Origin of the sequence: Parahoeflea alexandrii (assembly GCF_027214025.1) — a bacterium.
GTDB lineage: Bacteria > Pseudomonadota > Alphaproteobacteria > Rhizobiales > Rhizobiaceae > Hoeflea > Hoeflea alexandrii_A.
Map to the genome: position 1 here is coordinate 436,158 of NZ_JAPWHB010000004.1, position 16,042 is coordinate 452,199.

The following is a 16,042-nucleotide window of genomic DNA, read 5'->3' on the forward strand; positions in this document are numbered from 1 at the left end:
CCCCCTCAGTTGACGACTGTGACAGGCACGGACGCGTGCATGACGAGGTTGGAGGCGGCGCTGCCGAAGATGCGCTTGGCAAATCCGCCTTCCGACGAACGGCCGACGATGATCTGCTCGGCCTTCTCTTCCTCGGCAACAGCCATCAGGATCGACGACACGTCGCCATGCCGAACCTTTCCAGTTGCCTTGATACCGGCAGCCGTCACCTTGGCCACGGCCGGATCCACGACCCGCTCCGTTGCGGTCGAGATTTCCTCTTCGCGACGCTTGTGCCGCTGGGCATTCTCCTCCGCGGTCTGGAACGAATAGGGCGACCATTCCACCACATAGACAATCATCAGCTCGCAATCGCCGATGAGTTTTGCCAGTCGCTCCGCATAGGCCAGGGCGCGTTCGCCTGACTCGTGGCCGTCAAGGCCGACAACCAGTTTTGTCGTCATTTCAAAGTCCCTCTCTTGTCGTTGTCGCAACCACGCCCGCTTCCGAAACAACCACTCAATACGACCAATCAAACTTCTGAAACTGGCGCTGAAATACGCATTCCGTGCGGTTGATCCCGCACTGTAACTCTAGTCAAAAAGACTAGTCATTGGACCTTTTATTGGTCTACATTCAAGACATTCGGCCAAAAATCAGGAAATACAAGGAAAAAAGACCAGATGAGAAGGAACTTGGACCCCATTGATCGCCGTATTCTCAATGAGCTGCAGGCCCATGGCAGAATGTCTATCGTTGATCTTGCCGAACGTGTGCATCTGACCAAGACCCCGTGTTCGGAACGGGTCAAACGGCTGGAGCGTGAAGGTGTCATTTCCGGCTATTGCGCCAGCATCGACCCCTCTGAAGTCGATATGGGGCATGTCATGATCGTGCATGTAAACCTGTCCAAGACCAGCGACAGTTCGCTTGACGACTTCAACCGCGCCGTGAGGTTGATCCCGGAAGTCCAGAGCTGCCTGATGATCGCTGGTCCGTTTGACTACATGCTCAAGGTCCGCACCCGCGACATCACCCAGTTCCGCGAATTGCTCGGCGAGCGCATCAGCCAGCTGCCGTCTGTCATGCAGACCCATTCCTTTGCGGTCATGGAGTCGGTCAAGGAAACCGGCATGATCGAACTTCGGGTCTGACGCGCGATCTTGGCCGATGTCGTCCGGAACAGGTTGTTTCTCACCGGCCGTGTTCAGCCAGCTTGCTTCGTGCCGTAAGATAGGCCGGCGATAACGCCGCGCAGTTCCGCCAGTCCCCGCATCCGCCCGATCAGCGGATAGCCCGGATGGCTGTTCCGGCTCGCATCATCGAGCAACTCGTGACCGTGATCCGGCCGGAACGGGATCTCACAGTCAGCTCGGCCCGCATCACGGCGGCGGCTTTCTTCTTCAAGCAGCGCCGCAACCAGATCGACCATGTCGGTATCACCGGTCAGATGCGCGGCTTCCTCGAAGGAACTGTCTGCATCCTTGCGCACATTGCGCAGATGGGCAAAGCGGATCCGGTCCGCAAATCGCCGCGCAATCGCCGGCACGTCGTTCTTCGGATTGGCCCCGAGCGAACCCGAACACAGGGTCAGCCCGTTCGCAGGACTGTCGAACGTCCCCAGAAGCCAGGCGATGTCATCGGCACAGGAGACGATGCGCGGAAGCCCGAGGATGTTCCTGGGGGGATCGTCGGGATGCACACAGAACCGCATGCCGAGTTCCTCGGCGGTGGGGATCACCTCTTCGAGGAACCGCTTGAAATGGCTCCGCAGCTCCGCGCGGTCGATGCCCTCATAGAGCTTGAGCGCGGCCTTCAGGCCGTCGGCATCGTAACGGTCATAGGCGCCGGGCAGGCCTGCCATCACCGAATGCATGAGTTGCGAACGGTCGTCGTCGGAGGAAGCCTGGAACCAGCTCTCGGCCTGCGCAACGACCTCCGGCAGATAATCCTGGCGCGCCTCGCCGCGGCCTAGCATGAAGAGTTCCAGCGCCGCCATCTTCGGTGCCGAGAACCGCAGGCAACTGCCGCCGCGGTCGACGGGTGCCGCAAGATCGGTGCGGGTCCAGTCGAGCAGCGGCATGAAATTGTAGCAGATCGTGAAAAGCCCCTCGGCGGCGAGGTTCGCCATCGACTGGCGGTAATTGGCAAACAGCCCCGACAGGTCGCCCTCGCCCCGCTTGATCCGCTCGTGAATCGGCAGGCTCTCGACCACCACCCACTCGAAACCCGCAGCCTCGATTTCGGCCTTGCGCCGGGCGATCGTCTCGCGGCTCCAGACCTCGCCATAGGGCACTTCGTGCAAGGCGGTCACGATCCCGCTTGCGCCGGTCTGCGCAATTTCACCGAGAGAGATCTTGTCGAGAGGGCCGTACCAGCGCCAGCTTTCCTTCACTTGATTTCCTCAACTGCTTTGCGTGCGCCATGCACGGACAGGAATTCATAAGCGCGGGCGACGGGTTGACCGAGTTCGTCTGCCAGCCGGGAACTGAAGACATCGCGAACCCCGAGCAGCGCGGCGACCTTGAGCTCCGCTGTCGGAGCCGCATCCGAAAGGGTGCGCAACTGGTGAGCCAGCGGATCCTTGACCTCGATCGGCTGGCCCTTCTCGTCGATGCCGCCGACGTAGCGCATCCAGCCCGCGACCGCGAGCATCAGCCCCGGGCAGGCCCTGCCCGCATCAAGATTGTCTGTGATGGTCCCGAGAATCCGCTGCGGCAGCTTCTGGCTACCGTCCATGGCGATCTGCCAGGTGCGGTGCCGGATGGCCGGGTTGGAATACCGCTCGAACAGAGCGTCCGCATAGGCTTCGAGGTCACCCCCTTCAGGCGGCGCAAAGGATGGCATGATCTCTTCGCGCCACAGCCGCTTGACGAACGTTGCGAACACGGGATCCGCCACCGTCTCTGCGATGGTCTCATGACCGGCGAGATAGCCGAGATAGGCAAGCGAGGAATGCGTGCCGTTGAGCATCCGGAGCTTCATGTTCTCGTAGGGCGTCACATACTTCACCATCTCGGCGCCGGCGGCGGCCAGATCCGGGCGGGCGTCTGCGCCATAGGCGGGAACGAAATCGTCCTCCACCACCCATTGCCGGAAAGGCTCGCACATCACCGGTGCTTCATCGCGGTAACCGATCTTCTGCGCCAGGCGCTCGATGTCCTCGGGCTTCGTGGCCGGTGTGATCCGGTCGACCATGGTTGCCGGAAACCGCCCCTCCGCCGCGATCCAGTCGGCAAGCGACGGATCGACCTTTGCCGCCAGATCCAGCACCGCGCGGCGGACCAGCCTGCCGTTTTCCGGAAGATTGTCGCAGGTCAGCACCGTGAAGGGCGGCAGCCCGGCGTCTCGCCGCCTTTGCAGCGCACGAACCAGGAAGCCGGGAGCAGAACGCGGCAGCGGGTTGCCGAGATCGTGAACGATATCGGGATGGTCGAAGTTAAGCTTCCCGGTCGCCGGATCATGGCAGTAGCCCTTCTCCGTCACCGTAAGCGTGACGATGCGGATCGCCGGATCAGCCATCCGCTTGAGAACGGCTTCGGGGTCTTCAGGCGCCACCAGGACATCCTGCACGATCTCGATCTTGCGGAAGGTCTCGCCGCCTTCGGCATTCTGGGTCACGCAGGTATAGACGAAGTCCTGCGGGGCAAGCCGGTCGCGCGTCGACGGGCTTTGCAGGCTCACGCCGACGATGCCCCAGTCGCCGCCGGACAACCGGGCGGCATCCTCGACATAGACCGCGCCGAAAGCCCGGAAGAAGGCGCCCAGCCCGAGATGCACGATCCCCGCCCCCGGCCTCACAGCATCCGAACGGCCGAGCCTTTGATCGTCAACGCGCAAGCCAGCCTCCATCGACATTGAGGATTGCGCCATGAATGTACTTCGCCGCCGGCGACGCCAGGAAGACTGCCGTCTCGCCGATGTCTTCAGGTTCGCCCCAGCGCCCGGCGGGGATACGTTCGAGGATCGCCTTGTTGCGGGCCTCGTCCCTGATCAGGGCTTCGGTGTTGTTGGTCACGATGTAGCCGGGACCGATCGCATTCACATTGATGCCCTTTGCTGCCCATTCATTGGCAAGCAGCTTGGTGATGCCGGCAACGCCATGCTTGGAAGCGGTGTAGGACGGCACGCGGATCCCGCCCTGGAACGACAACAATGAGGCGATGTTGACGATCGCGCCGGTTCCGCCACGGGCAAAGACAGCGCGCCCGAACGCCTGACAGGTGAAGAACACCGCCTTCAGGTTCACGTCCAGCACGTCGTCCCAGTCGCTCTCGGTGAAATCGACCGCGTCGTTGCGGCGGATGATCCCGGCATTGTTGACCAGAATATCGATCCGCTCGTTCGAAAACACGTCGCGTGCTGCCATCGGGTCGGCGAAATCGAGAAGCAGTTCGCGTGCATCCGTCATCTGGCTCACGGTCTCTGCGCAGGACTGGCGTCCCGCGCAGATGACGCTGGCTCCGGCCCGGCCCATCGCCAGCGCGATGGCCTGGCCGATGCCGGTGTTGGCGCCGGTCACCAGCGCCGTCTTGCCCGCGAGCGAAAATGGGCTCACCGCAGGTCTCCCATCGCCACCATGTCCATGTCGGTGAAATCGACATTGTCGCCGGCCATGGCCCAGCAGAAGGTGTAGGCCCCGGTGCCCGCACCGCAGTGGATCGACCAGGGCGGCGAGATCACAGCATCCTCGTTCGCCATCACGATGTGGCGGGTTTCATCCGGCCGGCCCATGATGTGGAAAACGCGCTGCTCCGGCCCCATGTCGAAATAGAGATAGGCTTCCATGCGCCGGTCATGCAGGTGGGCCGGCATGGTGTTCCAGACCGAGCCCGGCGCAAACTGGGTGTAGCCCATCAGCAACTGGCAGCTCTCGGCCACCTCGGGATGCAGGAACTGCAGGATGACGCGCTCGTTCGAGGTTTCCGCTGATCCCATTTCCACCCGCCGCGCGTCCTCGATCCGGATCAGCTTGCTCGGGCACTTTCGGTGCGCCGGAGCCGACAGGATGTAGAACCGGCCACCGCCGGAAAACGTCACCGGTCCCGAACCCATGCCGAGATAGAGCACATCGCCGCGGTTGACGGTGTAGTCGGTGCCACCGGCCGAAACCGTTCCCGTGTCGCCGACATTGAGAATGCCCATCTCCCGCCGCTCGAGAATGGTTGCCGTGCCGCATTCCTTGACATGGTCGAGGGTCAGCTTTCCCGCACCCGGAACCGCACCGCCCAGGATAAGGCGGTCGTAGTGGGTGTAGACCAGCCGGATTTCGCCATCGGCAAACAGCCCGCCGGCGTGAAAATGCGACCGCAGTCCCGCCGTGTCGAGGCCTTTGGCCGTGGCTGGATCGATGGCGTGCCGGGTTTCAACCGTCAGCATGGAAACTCTCCCTTCAGGGGTTAGGCGTCAGAAAATCGTCGCGCCGCGGCGCGAACGTGTCGATCAGGGTTCCGGGTTCCAAGCAACGGCAGCCATGCACCGCGTTGGACGGAATGACGAAGCTGTCGCCCGGAGCAACCTCGAATTCCTCGTCCGCAACGCAGAACACGAACCGCCCGGACTGGACATAGGTCGACTGCACATGCGGATGGCTGTGCAGCTTGCCCTCCGCACCTTCCGCCTGGAACCGGAAGGCCACTACCATCAGTTCCGGACTGTCGCTGAGCACCTGCCGCCTGACGCCGGGATCGGCCTGAACCTCGGGAAAACACTTGATCATGGGGACCTCAGTGGAACAGGGCCGGGAGCCACAGCGATAGCTGCGGGATATAGGTGACCAGCATCAGAGTGGCGAAAGCGGCGCCGTAGAATGGCCAGATGGTGCGCATCGCTTGCCATATCGGTATCTTGCCCACCGCGCAGCCGACGAACAGCACCGCCCCCACCGGAGGCGTGCACAGCCCGATGCCGAGGTTGAGGATCAGGATCACCCCGAAATGCACCGGATCGACGCCGAAGGCCGTGGCCACCGGCAGGAAGATCGGCGTGGTAATGACGATCAGCGGCGACATGTCCATGAAGGTGCCGAGGATCAGCAGCACCACGTTCATCAACAGCAGGATGACGATCGGATTGTCCGAGAGCCCCTTGAGCATCATCACCATCGAGGCCGGGACGCGCGTATAGGCGAGCAGCCATCCAAACGCGCCGGCGCAGCCGATCACCATCAGCACCATCGCCGTGGTGCGCACTGCCGCGAAGGTGGCGGCGACGAAATCGTTCCAGCTCAGCGACCGGTAGACGAAGAAGGTCACGAACATCGCGTAGACAACGGCGATGTTGGAGGATTCCGATGCCGTGAAGATCCCCGAGCGCACGCCTCCGAAGATGATCGCGATCAAGATAAGGCCCGGCACGGCGTTGCCAAACAGGCTGAGCAGCATCCTGAAGCCGGGGAAAGCCTCGGTCGGATAGCCGCGCCGCTTGGCCACGAACCAGGCGGCGACCATCAGCGACAATGCCAGAAGCAGGCCCGGGATGATGCCGGCGGTGAACAGGTCGGCAATCGAGATCTTCCCGCCGGCCGAAATCGAATAGATGATCATGTTGTGCGAAGGCGGGATCATCAGCGCGATGATCGACCCGACCACCGTGATGTTGACCGCGTAGTCGACATCGTAACCGCGCTCCTTCATCTGCGGCACCATCAGCCCACCGACAGCACTGGCGTCAGCGGCTGCCGATCCGGAAACTCCGCCGAACATGATCGAGGCAAAAATATTGACCTGCCCGAGACCGCCGCGCAGGTGGCCGACCATGGCGCCGGCCAGCGCAACCAGGCGCCGGGCGATGTCGCCGCGCACCATCAGGTCGCCGGCGAAGATGAAGAACGGGATCGCCATCAGCGCGAACACCGAGACCCCGGAATTCATCCGCTGGAACACCACGACCGGCGGCAGCCCGAGATAGGCTATGGTGGCGAAGCTCGAGACGCCGAGGCAGAACGCCACCGGCGTGCCAAGCAGCAGCAGCACCACGAAGGAGCCGAAAAGGACCCACAATTCCATTGTCCTAGTCCTCCAGCTCGGTTTCGCCGAAAAGCGCCGTCGGCAGGCCTGCCAGGCGTCGTGCAATGCGTTCGATCGAGAACAGGATCACCAGCACCCCGCCGGCTACGATGGGAATGAAATCGAATGCGCCCGATATGCCCAGACTCGGCAGCACGTTGGGTGCGGCGTTGACCGCCAGTTGTGTGCCATAGACCACCATGCCGCCGCCGAAGGCGATCACGACAAGGTCCGAGATCGACTGCATCCACAGCTTCACATGCTCAGGCACAAGGTGAAGCATGATGTCGAAGGAAAGGTGGTAGCCCTCGCGAATGCCGACCGCGGCCCCGAGGAAAATGAACCAGCCCATGATCATCACCGATCCGGGTTCGGTCCATGAAATGCTGTCATTGAGAACATAGCGCCAGAACACCTGGCAGGCGATCAGCACCGTCATCAGCACCAGGCCCGCTCCCGATGTCCACAGCGCAGCCTGCGCCATGGCGCTGGTTACCCGCGCCACACTTCTCATCTGGCTCTGCACGTCCACCCCTCCGTTGGGAATCGGCCCGCGGGAAAAGTCCCCGCGGGCCGGTGATCAAGACTACTCGGTTGCCTGGATGCGGGCGACCATGTCCTTGAGCTTGTCGGACTTGACGTACTTCTCGTAGACCGGCTTCATCGCCTCGATGAACGGGGTCTTGTCGATGTCGGTGATGATCTCGCTGCCGGCGGCGCGGACCTTGTCTTCCGACTTCTTCTCCTGCGCGACCCAGAGCTCGCGCATCACCGGAACGGAGGCCTTGGCAGCGGCGCGAACCTTCTCCTGCTCGTCGGCGCTCAGCTTGTCCCAGCTCTTCTTCGACATCACCAGCACTTCCGGCACGATCAGGTGCTGGTCGAGCGTGTAGTATTTCGCCACTTCGAAATGACCCGAGGTGTCATAGGACGGCCAGTTGTTTTCCGCACCATCGATGACGCCGGTCTGGATCGACGAGTAGACCTCGCCGTAAGGCAGCGGCGTGGCGTTGGCGCCCAGTGCGCTGACCATGTCGACGAACATGTCGGACTGCATGACGCGGAACTTCATGCCCTTCAGGTCTTCCATCGACTTGATCGGCTTTTCCTTGTTGTAGAAGCTGCGCGAACCGCCGTCGTAGAACGCCAGACCGATCAGGTCATGGGCGGCAAACGCGTCCAGGATCTCCTGGCCGATCGGACCGTCCATCACCTTGTGCATGTGATCGACCGAGCGGAAGATGTAGGGCAGCGAAGGAACCTGGGTTTCTTCGATGATGTTGTTGAAGGGTCCAAGGCTGACGCGGTTCAGGTCAATGGCACCGAACTGGGTCTGCTCGATCGTGTCTTTCTCCTGGCCCAGCTGGGCCGAATGGTAGATTTCGACGCACAGCTTGCCGCCGGTGCTTTCTTCGAGCATCTTGCCCATCGCCTTGACGGCTTCGACCGTCGGGTAGCCGTCGGGATGGGTGTCGGACGACTTGAGCGTGGTTTCACATGCGCTTGCGGTCATCGCCATGGCTGCGGTGGCCAGCAGCATGCCGGCCAGGGTTTTCATCAGTTTCATGTTCAGTCTCCTCCCAGAAATGGCTCTCAGAGCCGGTAAGCTTGCTTGGCAAGCCGATAGGCAAGGTCATTTGCGACCTCGAATGCATCCTCGCCGGAGAGCCGGCCGATCGCGACCAGCGTGGCGAGAAAGGCGCAATCCACCCGCCGGCTCACATCGTGGCGGGCGGGGATGGAACAGAAGGCACGTGTATCGTCGTTGAAGCCGACGGTGTTGTAGAAGCCGGCGGTTTCAGTGGTCATCTCGCGAAACCGCCGCATGCCCTCGGGGCTGTCGTGAAACCACCAGGCAGGACCGAGCTTCAGCGCCGGATAGGCGCCGGCAAGCGGCGCCAGTTCCCGGGCATAGCTGGTCTCGTCGAGCGTGAAGACGATGATTGTGAGATCCTTCTCCAGCCCCACCGCATCGAGAAGCGGCTTGAGCGCGCGGACATAGTCGGTCCGGGTCGGGATATCGAAGCCCTTGTCGCGCCCGAACGCCGCCATGATCGGGTCGGAATGGTTGCGGTGGCTGCCCGGATGGATCTGCAGCACCAGCCCGTCTTCCAGGCTCATGCGCGCCATCTCGGTCAGCATGTGCCCGCGGAACGCATCGGCCTCCTCCGCCGAACACGTTCCCTTGAGCGCTTTGGCGAAAAGCGCCGCTGCCTCCGGTGCAGACAGGTTCTCGGTGCGCGCCGTCGGGTGGCCGTGATCCGAAGATGTCGCGCCGAACTCCTTGAAATAGGCGCGGCGGATGCGGTGGCTGCGCAGGTAACCTTCCCAGGTCGACGTGTCCTCGCCGGTCAACGCGCCGAGTTGTTCGACATTGGCGGCAAAGCCGGCAAATTCCGGATCCACGACCGCATCCGGGCGATAGGCGGTGACCACCCGACCCTTCCAGCCGCTGTCGCGGATCATCCGGTGCCAGCGCAGATCGTCGAGCGGGCCCTCGGTTGTGGCGATCGCCTCGATGTTGAACCGCTCGAACAGCGCCCGCGGCAGGAATTGCGGCTTTGTCAGGCACTCGGCGATATGGTCATAGGTCTGGTCAGCCGTCGCCTTCGAAACCGGCGTCGTCATGCCGAACACGTCCTGGAACGCATGATCGAGCCACAGCCGCGACGGCGTACCCCGGAACAGGTGATAGTTCTCGGCAAACAGCCGCCAGATCTTGCGGCCGTCGGTCTCGGTCGGGCCGCCATCAACGCGCGGCACGCCGAGGCTCTCGAGGCTGATCCCCTGCGAAAACAGCATGCGGAAGACGTAGTGGTCCGGCGTGATGAACAATTGAGCCGGATCGGAAAACGGCTGGTTTTCGGCATACCAGCGCGGATCGGTATGACCGTGCGGGCTGATGATCGGCTTGTCGGCAACTGTCTGATAGAGTTCGCGCGCGATTCCCCGCGTCTGCGGGTCCACCGGAAACAATCTGTCAGGGGCCAACAATGTCACCCTAGTCCTCCCAAACAGGCCGCTTGTCGAAGCGCCCCTTTCAATCAATCTGGTAATGTAATATGCTAGTATGCATATTGAGTCAACGGAGTGAACGCATGTCCGTATCTTCCTCCTTGCGGAATCTGGAACCGCTCAATCGTCCATCGGTGGCCGATACCGTGTTTGACGAATTGCACAGCCAGATCCTGCTGCTGGAACTTCCGCCAGGCACCAAGATGTCCGAAGTCGAGGTGGCCAAGGCGTTTGGCGTCTCGCGCCAGCCGGTCCGCGATGCCTTCTACCGCCTGTCCAAGCTTGGCTTCCTGTCAATCCGGCCGCAGCGGGCGACGCTCGTTTCCCAGATCTCCTCGACCGCCGTGCTGCAGGCACGTTTCATTCGCAGCGCCATCGAGGCCGAAACCGTCCGCATGGCATGCCAGGTGCTGACAGACGACGACATGACCGCACTTGACGCGATCATCGAAAAGCAACGGCAGGCAGTGGAGGCCAGGGATCCGGTCAGCTTCCACGGCTATGACGACCAGTTCCACAAGGAAATCTGCGAACGTGCCGGGCTTGGATTTGCTTGGGACATCATTCGCGAGAACAAGGCGCACATGGATCGGGTGCGGTTCCTTTCCCTGTCCTTCGCCTCACAGGACGCCTTCGGCGATCACTTGCTCATCATGGATGCACTCAGGGCCCGGGACGAAACCCTGGCCGTGCAGAACATGCGCGAGCATCTTTCCCGCATCAAGAAGCAGATCGTCCGCATCCGCGCCGATCACGAACGCTACTTCGCCGACGAGACCGATGCATGACACAGACTTTCCTGTCGATTGGCGAATGCATGGTCGAAATGGCGCCGGCCGCGTCGGGTGACTATCACCTTGGGTTTGCCGGCGACACGCTCAACACCGCCTGGTATGCGCGGAAAACATTCAGTGCGGAGTGGGACATTGCCTACTACACCGCCGTCGGCCAGGACGCGGTGTCTCAACGCATGACGGATTTCATCCGCGACGCCGGCATCCGCACCGACTTGATCCGCACCCTGCCCGATCGCACGGTCGGTCTCTATCTGATCCAACTCGACAACGGCGAGCGCAGCTTCGCCTATTGGCGCTCGGATTCGGCCGCCCGCAGGCTTGCCGCAAACACGGCCGCATTCCACGCAGCCTTGGCGGCCGCCAACGTCATCTTCTTCTCGGGAATTACCCTTGCGATCCTCTCGCCGGCGGACCGGGAAACCCTGCTTTCGGAAATTGCGAAAGCCCGCAGCGCCGGTGCCACCGTGGCCTTCGATCCAAATCTCAGGCCCCGCCTTTGGGAAAATGCCGACACGATGCGCGACGCCGTGATGGCGGCAGCCCGGGTCAGCGACATCCTGTTGCCCTCGTTCGATGATGACGCGAACGCGTTTGGCGACGTCGCGACGGAGCAAACCGCGCAACGCTATGCCGGGGCAGGCGTGCGCCTCGTCGTTGTCAAGAATGCCGGCAGCGAGATGCTTGCGCTGGAAGACGGCAAGATCACCCGCTTCGGGCCTGCTCCCGTCACTGATATCGTCGACAGCACGGCTGCCGGCGACAGTTTCAACGCGGCATTTCTCGCCCGCTATCTCGAGAGCCGGGACGTGATCAAGGGACTTGCTGCCGGATCCGCCCTGGCCGCCGCCGTCATCCAGCAGCGCGGCGCTCTCATCGATCTCGCCACCTGACAGGAAATGTCGCGACACCGTGCACGGGTGTGGCCACAAATTCCTGCGTCAGACAAGCTTGTTTGATATCCGTTCAAAGCCGTCCTTGATCACCTGCTCCATCGCAGCCGACGCAGCTTCGCCATCCTTGCGCTCGATCGCCTCGACGATCAGCCGGTGCTTGTTCGCGGTCGCCACATGCCTGTCGGATTCGCCATAGGGCGAGCTCATCTTGAAGCTCGTCACCAGCGCTGCCTCGATCAGGTTGCCGACCGACAGCATGAACGGATTGCCCGATGCGGCGTGCAGCGCCAGGTGAAATTTCAGGTCGGCCTGGGCGAAACTCTCGTCGGAGTTGGCCCTGCTCATCTCCTCGGCATGCTTGTAGAGCACCGCGATCTCGTCCTTGCCGGCCCGTTCGGCTGCCAGACGGGCCGCAAAGGGCTCGATGGCATAGCGCATGTCGGTCAGGTGCCTGAGAAAGGTCACATCGACGCCGGTTTCGATATGCCAGACCAGGACATCCGCATCGAAAAGGTTCCAGTCCGACCGCTCGGTGATGCGTGTCCCGATCCGGGCCTTCGGTATGATCATGCCCTTCGCGGTCAGGGTCTTCATTGCCTCACGCAGCACGGTGCGCGAAACGTCGAACTTTTCCACCAGTTCCGCATCGCCCGGCAGCAGGGTTCCGCTCGGATAGATCCCGCTCACGATCTCCTTGCCAAGCTCGTTGACCACGAACGAATGCTGGCTGCGATTGGCGCGTTCGGAAAAGCTGGTGTTGAGCAAATATTCTCTCCCTGGCCGTCTATCCCCCGGCCGCCCGTCTCTTGCCTGAAGTCCAGACCAGCCCCTTTTGTAGCACGATGAATGCAAACAGCAGCATTCCGATCAGGATCTTGGTCCACCAGCTCGACAGCGTGCCGTCGAAGATGATGTAGGTCTGGATAAGCCCCATTATCAGAACCCCGATCAAGGTTCCTGCGACAAATCCGCTACCGCCTGTCAGCAAGGTGCCGCCGATCACCACCGCGGCGATGGCATCGAGCTCCACCCCGACCGTTGCCAGCGAGTAGCCGGCCGAGGTGTAGATCGAAAACACGATTCCGGCCAGCCCCGCCAGGAAGCCGGAAAGCGCGTAGATGCCGACGGTCGTGCGCCCGACGGGAACGCCCATCAGCCGCGCCGTCTGGACCCCGCCGCCAACGGCATAGACATTGGTGCCGAACCGGGTCCGGTGCGCCAGCATGATCCCGGCCAGGAACACCACGAGCATCATGCCGCCGATCAGTGTCAGCCGTCCCTTGCCCGGCATCAGCCAATAGCTGCGCTGCAGCACCTCGTAGAACTCATGCGTGATTGGAACGGAATCGATCGACAGCACATAGGCCATGCCGCGGGCCAGGAACATGCCGGCAAGCGTGACGATGAACGGCGGCATCTCAAGATAATGGATCACCCCGCCCATCGCCGCGCCGAACAGCGTCGTCAGCACCAGAAGAGCCGCGAAGACAGCGAGCGGATGCAGGCCGGTGTCACGCAGCATGACCGCGATGAAGACCCCGGAAAAGGCAATAACCGATCCGACCGACAGGTCGATACCGCCGGAGATGATGACGAACGTCATGCCCACCGCGACGATGCCCAGGAACGCGTTGTCGGTCAGAAGGTTGCCAATCACCCGGGTCGACAGCATCGCCGGATATTGCGCGTAACAGACCGCATAGGCCGCAAGAAAGATCACGAGCGTTGCCAGGAGCGGCAAGAGACGGGAATTCATGGCTCCACCACCTTTTTCTCCTGGCCGGCAGCATCTGCCCTGGCCGTGGACAGGAACGCCAGAACGGTGCGCACGCGCGGCGACTGGAGGACGAGAATGATCAGGATGATCACCGCCTTGATGATCAGGTTGAACTCGGGCGGGAAGCCAGAAAGCAGGATTCCGGTATTGACCGCCTGGATGATCAGCGCGCCGATCAGCGACGCAATCAGCGAGAACCGCCCGCCGAGCAGCGAGGTTCCGCCGATCACCACCGCCAGGATCGCGTCAAGCTCGAGCCAGAGCCCGGCATTGTTCGCGTCCGCGCCACGGATGTCTGCCGCCGCGATGATGCCGGCCAGCGCCGCGCACAGGCCCGAAGTCATGTAGACCGCGACCAGCAGCACGCGCGTGTTGACGCCCGCAAGCGTGCTGGCGCGGAAATTGATGCCGATCGCCTCGATCAGCATGCCGAGCGCCGAGCGCCGCACGATCAGCGTCACCAGCGCACCGGTCAGGATCGCGATGATGATCGGCGTCGGCACGGTCAGCAGCGACCCCGAGCCGAAGAAGATCATCCCCTCGTGGTTGAATGTCAGGATCGCGCCTTCGGTGATCAATTGCGCGATGCCGCGCCCGGCCACCATCAGGATCAGTGTCGCCACGATCGGCTGGATGCCGAGAAACGCCACCAGCAGCCCGTTCCATAATCCGCAAGCGAGGCCCGCGGCGAGCGCCATGAGAAGCGTCGGCAGAAGGCCGTAGCCTTCGGTGATCCCCCAGGCAGCCACCGCGCCGCATATCGCCATCACCGCGCCGACCGACAGGTCGATGCCGCCTGTCGCGATCACCAGCGTCATCCCGATCGCCAGCAACGCCACCGGTGCGCCGCGATTGAAGATGTCGACCGGGCTGCCATAGAGGCGCCCGTTGGCGAGCGAGATCTCGAAGAAGCCGGGAAACATGATCGATATCAGCCCGACGACCAGCGCCAGCGTGATCAGCTGCGGCAGGATCCTGCGAAGCAGGAGCTTGAACCCGGTCAATTGACGGCCTCCCTTTCCGGTGCGGCAATGGCGCGGACCATGTTGCCGGTTGTGATCTGGTCGCCGGCAAGTTCTGCCACGTGGCGCCGGTCGCGCACGACGATCACCCGGTGGCTGTAGGCCACCAGTTCGTCGAGCTCGGACGAGATCACCAGCAGCGACATGCCTTGCGCGCAAAGCTCCTCGATCAGCCGGATGATCTCGGCATGCGCGCCGACATCGATGCCGCGCGTCGGCTCATCGAGGATGAGAAAGGACGGGTTGGTGACGAGCCAGCGCGCCAGCATCACCTTCTGCTGGTTGCCGCCCGACAGGAGCCCCACCGGTTTTTCCGCGTCGGGCGTGCGGATATCCAGCTTGCGGATATAGTCGTTGGCCATCGCCTTCTGCTCCCGGTCGGGAATTCGCCGCATCCAGCCGATCCGCGCCTGCAGGGCGAGAGCGATGTTCTCGCGAACGCTGAGATCGGCGATGACGCCGTCGGTCTTGCGGTCCTCGGGACAGAAGCCGAATCCCGCCTTGATCGCCTGGCGGGGCGACATAAGCGACACCGGCGCCCCGTCCTGCCTCGCCTCGCCGCTGTCATGATGGGCGACGCCGAACAGCACTTCGGCGGTTTCCGTCCGCCCCGAGCCCAGAAGCCCCGCCACCCCGATCACCTCGCCTGCATGGATCGACAGGTCGAATGGCTCGATCCTGCCCTTGCGGCCGAAGCCGCTGAACACCAGCCGCGGATCGCCCGCAGCCTCATGCAGCTTGCCGTGCGCCCGCGTCTCGTGCTCGAGTTCGCGGCCCAGCATCATGTTGATGAGCCGCACCCGGTCGATCTCGGCGGTCACTTCCGTGCCCACCAGCTGGCCGTTGCGCAGCACGGTGAGGCGGTCGGAAATCTCGAAGATCTGGTCGAGGAAATGCGAAATGAAGACGATGCCGAGCCCGCGCTCCTTGAGCGAGCGGACCACGTCGAACAGCATCTTCACCTCGTGGGCATCAAGGCTCGCCGTCGGCTCGTCGAGAATGAGCACCTTGCCCGACAGCATCACCGCGCGGGCAATGGCAATCACCTGCTGCACGGCGACCGAATAGCTGTCGAGCGTGCGCGTGACATCGATATCAAGCCCGTATTGCGAAAGCACCTCGCGGGCGCGGGCATTCATGGCGCGGACCGAGATCATGCCGAACCGCGTCGGCTGGTGGCCGAGCGACAGGTTTTCCGCCACGCTCAGATTGGGCAGCAGGTTGACTTCCTGGTAGACCGTGCCGATGCCGTAGGCCTGCGCGTCGAGCGTCCCCTTGGGGTCGATGCTTTCTCCGTCGAGCAGGATATCACCGCCGTCGCGCCGGTAGGCGCCGGTCAGGCATTTGATCAGAGTGGATTTTCCTGCCCCGTTTTCGCCGAGCAGCGCGTGCACCTCGCCCGCATGAAGCGAGAAATCCACCCCGTCGAGCGCGATGGTGCCTGGAAATATCTTTCGCACACCCCGCGCATGAAGCAGCGGTTGCCTGGCATCGCCATGCGGCATCAGGGCCTCCCGGTTGTCTGGATCATGTCATCCCCCGCGCGCACAAT

The 16,042-nt window shown here is 62.6% G+C and carries 17 protein-coding genes; 3 read left to right on the plus strand and 14 right to left on the minus strand.

Annotated features, from left to right (window positions below; all coding sequences use genetic code 11):
- Window positions 1-5: 5 nt before the first annotated feature.
- Entirely contained in the window at window positions 6-443 is a 438-nt protein-coding gene (locus O4H62_RS15635) for a universal stress protein (protein ID WP_269389213.1), read from the minus strand.
- Between the two features lie 219 nt (window positions 444-662).
- Between O4H62_RS15635 and O4H62_RS15640 the strand changes: the two genes are divergently transcribed.
- The gene (locus tag O4H62_RS15640) at window positions 663-1,133 is read left to right on the plus strand and encodes an Lrp/AsnC ligand binding domain-containing protein (protein ID WP_269389214.1); all 471 of its coding nucleotides are present in this window, start codon (window positions 663-665) and stop codon (window positions 1,131-1,133) included.
- Between the two features lie 53 nt (window positions 1,134-1,186).
- Here the strand turns inward: O4H62_RS15640 and uxuA are convergent, their stop codons facing one another.
- From uxuA to uxaC, 9 genes are read right to left on the minus strand one after another with little or no spacing between them, the layout of a single operon-like run.
- Window positions 1,187-2,374 (minus strand): mannonate dehydratase, encoded by a 1,188-nt coding sequence (gene uxuA, locus O4H62_RS15645; protein ID WP_269389215.1) that lies wholly within the window; start codon window positions 2,372-2,374, stop codon window positions 1,187-1,189.
- The gene (locus O4H62_RS15650; protein ID WP_269389217.1) at window positions 2,371-3,852 is read right to left on the minus strand and encodes a mannitol dehydrogenase family protein; all 1,482 of its coding nucleotides are present in this window, start codon (window positions 3,850-3,852) and stop codon (window positions 2,371-2,373) included. The genes uxuA and O4H62_RS15650 overlap by 4 nt, the downstream gene beginning before the upstream one ends.
- Window positions 3,809-4,537, minus strand: a complete 729-nt coding sequence (kduD, locus tag O4H62_RS15655) for a 2-dehydro-3-deoxy-D-gluconate 5-dehydrogenase KduD (protein ID WP_269389219.1) — start codon at window positions 4,535-4,537, stop codon at window positions 3,809-3,811. Before kduD ends, O4H62_RS15650 begins: the two co-directional genes overlap by 44 nt.
- Window positions 4,534-5,358: a 5-dehydro-4-deoxy-D-glucuronate isomerase gene (kduI, locus tag O4H62_RS15660; RefSeq protein ID WP_269389220.1), complete on the minus strand. Its 825-nt coding sequence runs from the start codon at window positions 5,356-5,358 to the stop codon at window positions 4,534-4,536. Before kduI ends, kduD begins: the two co-directional genes overlap by 4 nt.
- A 13-nt stretch (window positions 5,359-5,371) precedes the next feature.
- Window positions 5,372-5,698, minus strand: a complete 327-nt coding sequence (locus tag O4H62_RS15665; protein WP_269389222.1) for a cupin domain-containing protein — start codon at window positions 5,696-5,698, stop codon at window positions 5,372-5,374.
- 7 nt (window positions 5,699-5,705) lie between these two features.
- Window positions 5,706-6,986 carry a TRAP transporter large permease gene (locus tag O4H62_RS15670; RefSeq protein WP_269389223.1) on the minus strand — a complete coding sequence of 427 codons (1,281 nt, stop codon included), beginning with the start codon at window positions 6,984-6,986 and terminating at the stop codon, window positions 5,706-5,708.
- A gap of 4 nt (window positions 6,987-6,990) precedes the next feature.
- Complete coding sequence (locus O4H62_RS15675; RefSeq protein WP_430538443.1) at window positions 6,991-7,512, minus strand: TRAP transporter small permease; 522 nt, start codon at window positions 7,510-7,512, stop codon at window positions 6,991-6,993.
- A gap of 60 nt (window positions 7,513-7,572) precedes the next feature.
- On the minus strand, window positions 7,573-8,544 hold the full coding sequence (locus O4H62_RS15680) for a TRAP transporter substrate-binding protein (protein ID WP_269389493.1): 972 nt from the start codon (window positions 8,542-8,544) through the stop codon (window positions 7,573-7,575).
- A gap of 35 nt (window positions 8,545-8,579) precedes the next feature.
- Window positions 8,580-9,986: a glucuronate isomerase gene (uxaC, locus tag O4H62_RS15685; RefSeq protein WP_269389225.1), complete on the minus strand. Its 1,407-nt coding sequence runs from the start codon at window positions 9,984-9,986 to the stop codon at window positions 8,580-8,582.
- A 98-nt stretch (window positions 9,987-10,084) separates the two neighbouring features.
- On the opposite strand from uxaC, the gene O4H62_RS15690 reads away from it, so the two are divergent.
- Both O4H62_RS15690 and O4H62_RS15695 read left to right on the plus strand, forming a co-directional pair.
- Window positions 10,085-10,789: a GntR family transcriptional regulator gene (locus O4H62_RS15690; protein ID WP_269389226.1), complete on the plus strand. Its 705-nt coding sequence runs from the start codon at window positions 10,085-10,087 to the stop codon at window positions 10,787-10,789.
- A complete protein-coding gene (locus O4H62_RS15695; RefSeq protein WP_269389227.1) occupies window positions 10,786-11,688 on the plus strand; it encodes a sugar kinase in 903 nt (300 codons plus the stop codon). The genes O4H62_RS15690 and O4H62_RS15695 overlap by 4 nt, the downstream gene beginning before the upstream one ends.
- 48 nt (window positions 11,689-11,736) lie before the next feature.
- Here O4H62_RS15695 and O4H62_RS15700 read toward each other — a convergent pair whose 3' ends face one another.
- Genes O4H62_RS15700 through ytfR form a run of 4 tightly spaced genes read right to left on the minus strand, consistent with a single transcriptional unit; the run spans window position 11,737 to window position 15,995 of the window.
- Entirely contained in the window at window positions 11,737-12,456 is a 720-nt protein-coding gene (locus tag O4H62_RS15700; RefSeq protein ID WP_269389229.1) for a FadR/GntR family transcriptional regulator, read from the minus strand.
- A 19-nt stretch (window positions 12,457-12,475) separates the two neighbouring features.
- On the minus strand, window positions 12,476-13,447 hold the full coding sequence (yjfF, locus tag O4H62_RS15705) for a galactofuranose ABC transporter, permease protein YjfF (RefSeq protein ID WP_269389230.1): 972 nt from the start codon (window positions 13,445-13,447) through the stop codon (window positions 12,476-12,478).
- The gene (locus tag O4H62_RS15710) at window positions 13,444-14,472 is read right to left on the minus strand and encodes an ABC transporter permease (RefSeq protein WP_269389231.1); all 1,029 of its coding nucleotides are present in this window, start codon (window positions 14,470-14,472) and stop codon (window positions 13,444-13,446) included. The genes yjfF and O4H62_RS15710 overlap by 4 nt, the downstream gene beginning before the upstream one ends.
- Window positions 14,469-15,995, minus strand: coding sequence for a galactofuranose ABC transporter, ATP-binding protein YtfR (ytfR, locus tag O4H62_RS15715; protein WP_269389232.1), 1,527 nt, complete (start codon window positions 15,993-15,995; stop codon window positions 14,469-14,471). Before ytfR ends, O4H62_RS15710 begins: the two co-directional genes overlap by 4 nt.
- Between the last annotated feature and the right edge of the window lie 47 nt (window positions 15,996-16,042).

Excerpts from the sequence above, each read along its gene's own strand:
- O4H62_RS15680 (WP_269389493.1), bottom strand. The coding sequence starts at position 8,544 with ATGAAAACCCTGGCCGGCATGCTGCTGGCCACCGCAGCCATGGCGATG.
- O4H62_RS15665 (WP_269389222.1), bottom strand. The coding sequence starts at position 5,698 with ATGATCAAGTGTTTTCCCGAGGTTCAGGCCGATCCCGGCGTCAGGCGG.
- ytfR (WP_269389232.1), bottom strand. The coding sequence starts at position 15,995 with ATGCCGCATGGCGATGCCAGGCAACCGCTGCTTCATGCGCGGGGTGTG.
- O4H62_RS15670 (WP_269389223.1), bottom strand. The coding sequence starts at position 6,986 with ATGGAATTGTGGGTCCTTTTCGGCTCCTTCGTGGTGCTGCTGCTGCTT.
- O4H62_RS15635 (WP_269389213.1), bottom strand. The coding sequence starts at position 443 with ATGACGACAAAACTGGTTGTCGGCCTTGACGGCCACGAGTCAGGCGAA.
- O4H62_RS15690 (WP_269389226.1), top strand. The coding sequence starts at position 10,085 with ATGTCCGTATCTTCCTCCTTGCGGAATCTGGAACCGCTCAATCGTCCA.
- O4H62_RS15695 (WP_269389227.1), top strand. The coding sequence starts at position 10,786 with ATGACACAGACTTTCCTGTCGATTGGCGAATGCATGGTCGAAATGGCG.
- kduI (WP_269389220.1), bottom strand. The coding sequence starts at position 5,358 with ATGCTGACGGTTGAAACCCGGCACGCCATCGATCCAGCCACGGCCAAA.
- O4H62_RS15650 (WP_269389217.1), bottom strand. The coding sequence starts at position 3,852 with ATGGCGCAATCCTCAATGTCGATGGAGGCTGGCTTGCGCGTTGACGAT.
- yjfF (WP_269389230.1), bottom strand. The coding sequence starts at position 13,447 with ATGAATTCCCGTCTCTTGCCGCTCCTGGCAACGCTCGTGATCTTTCTT.
- O4H62_RS15640 (WP_269389214.1), top strand. The coding sequence starts at position 663 with ATGAGAAGGAACTTGGACCCCATTGATCGCCGTATTCTCAATGAGCTG.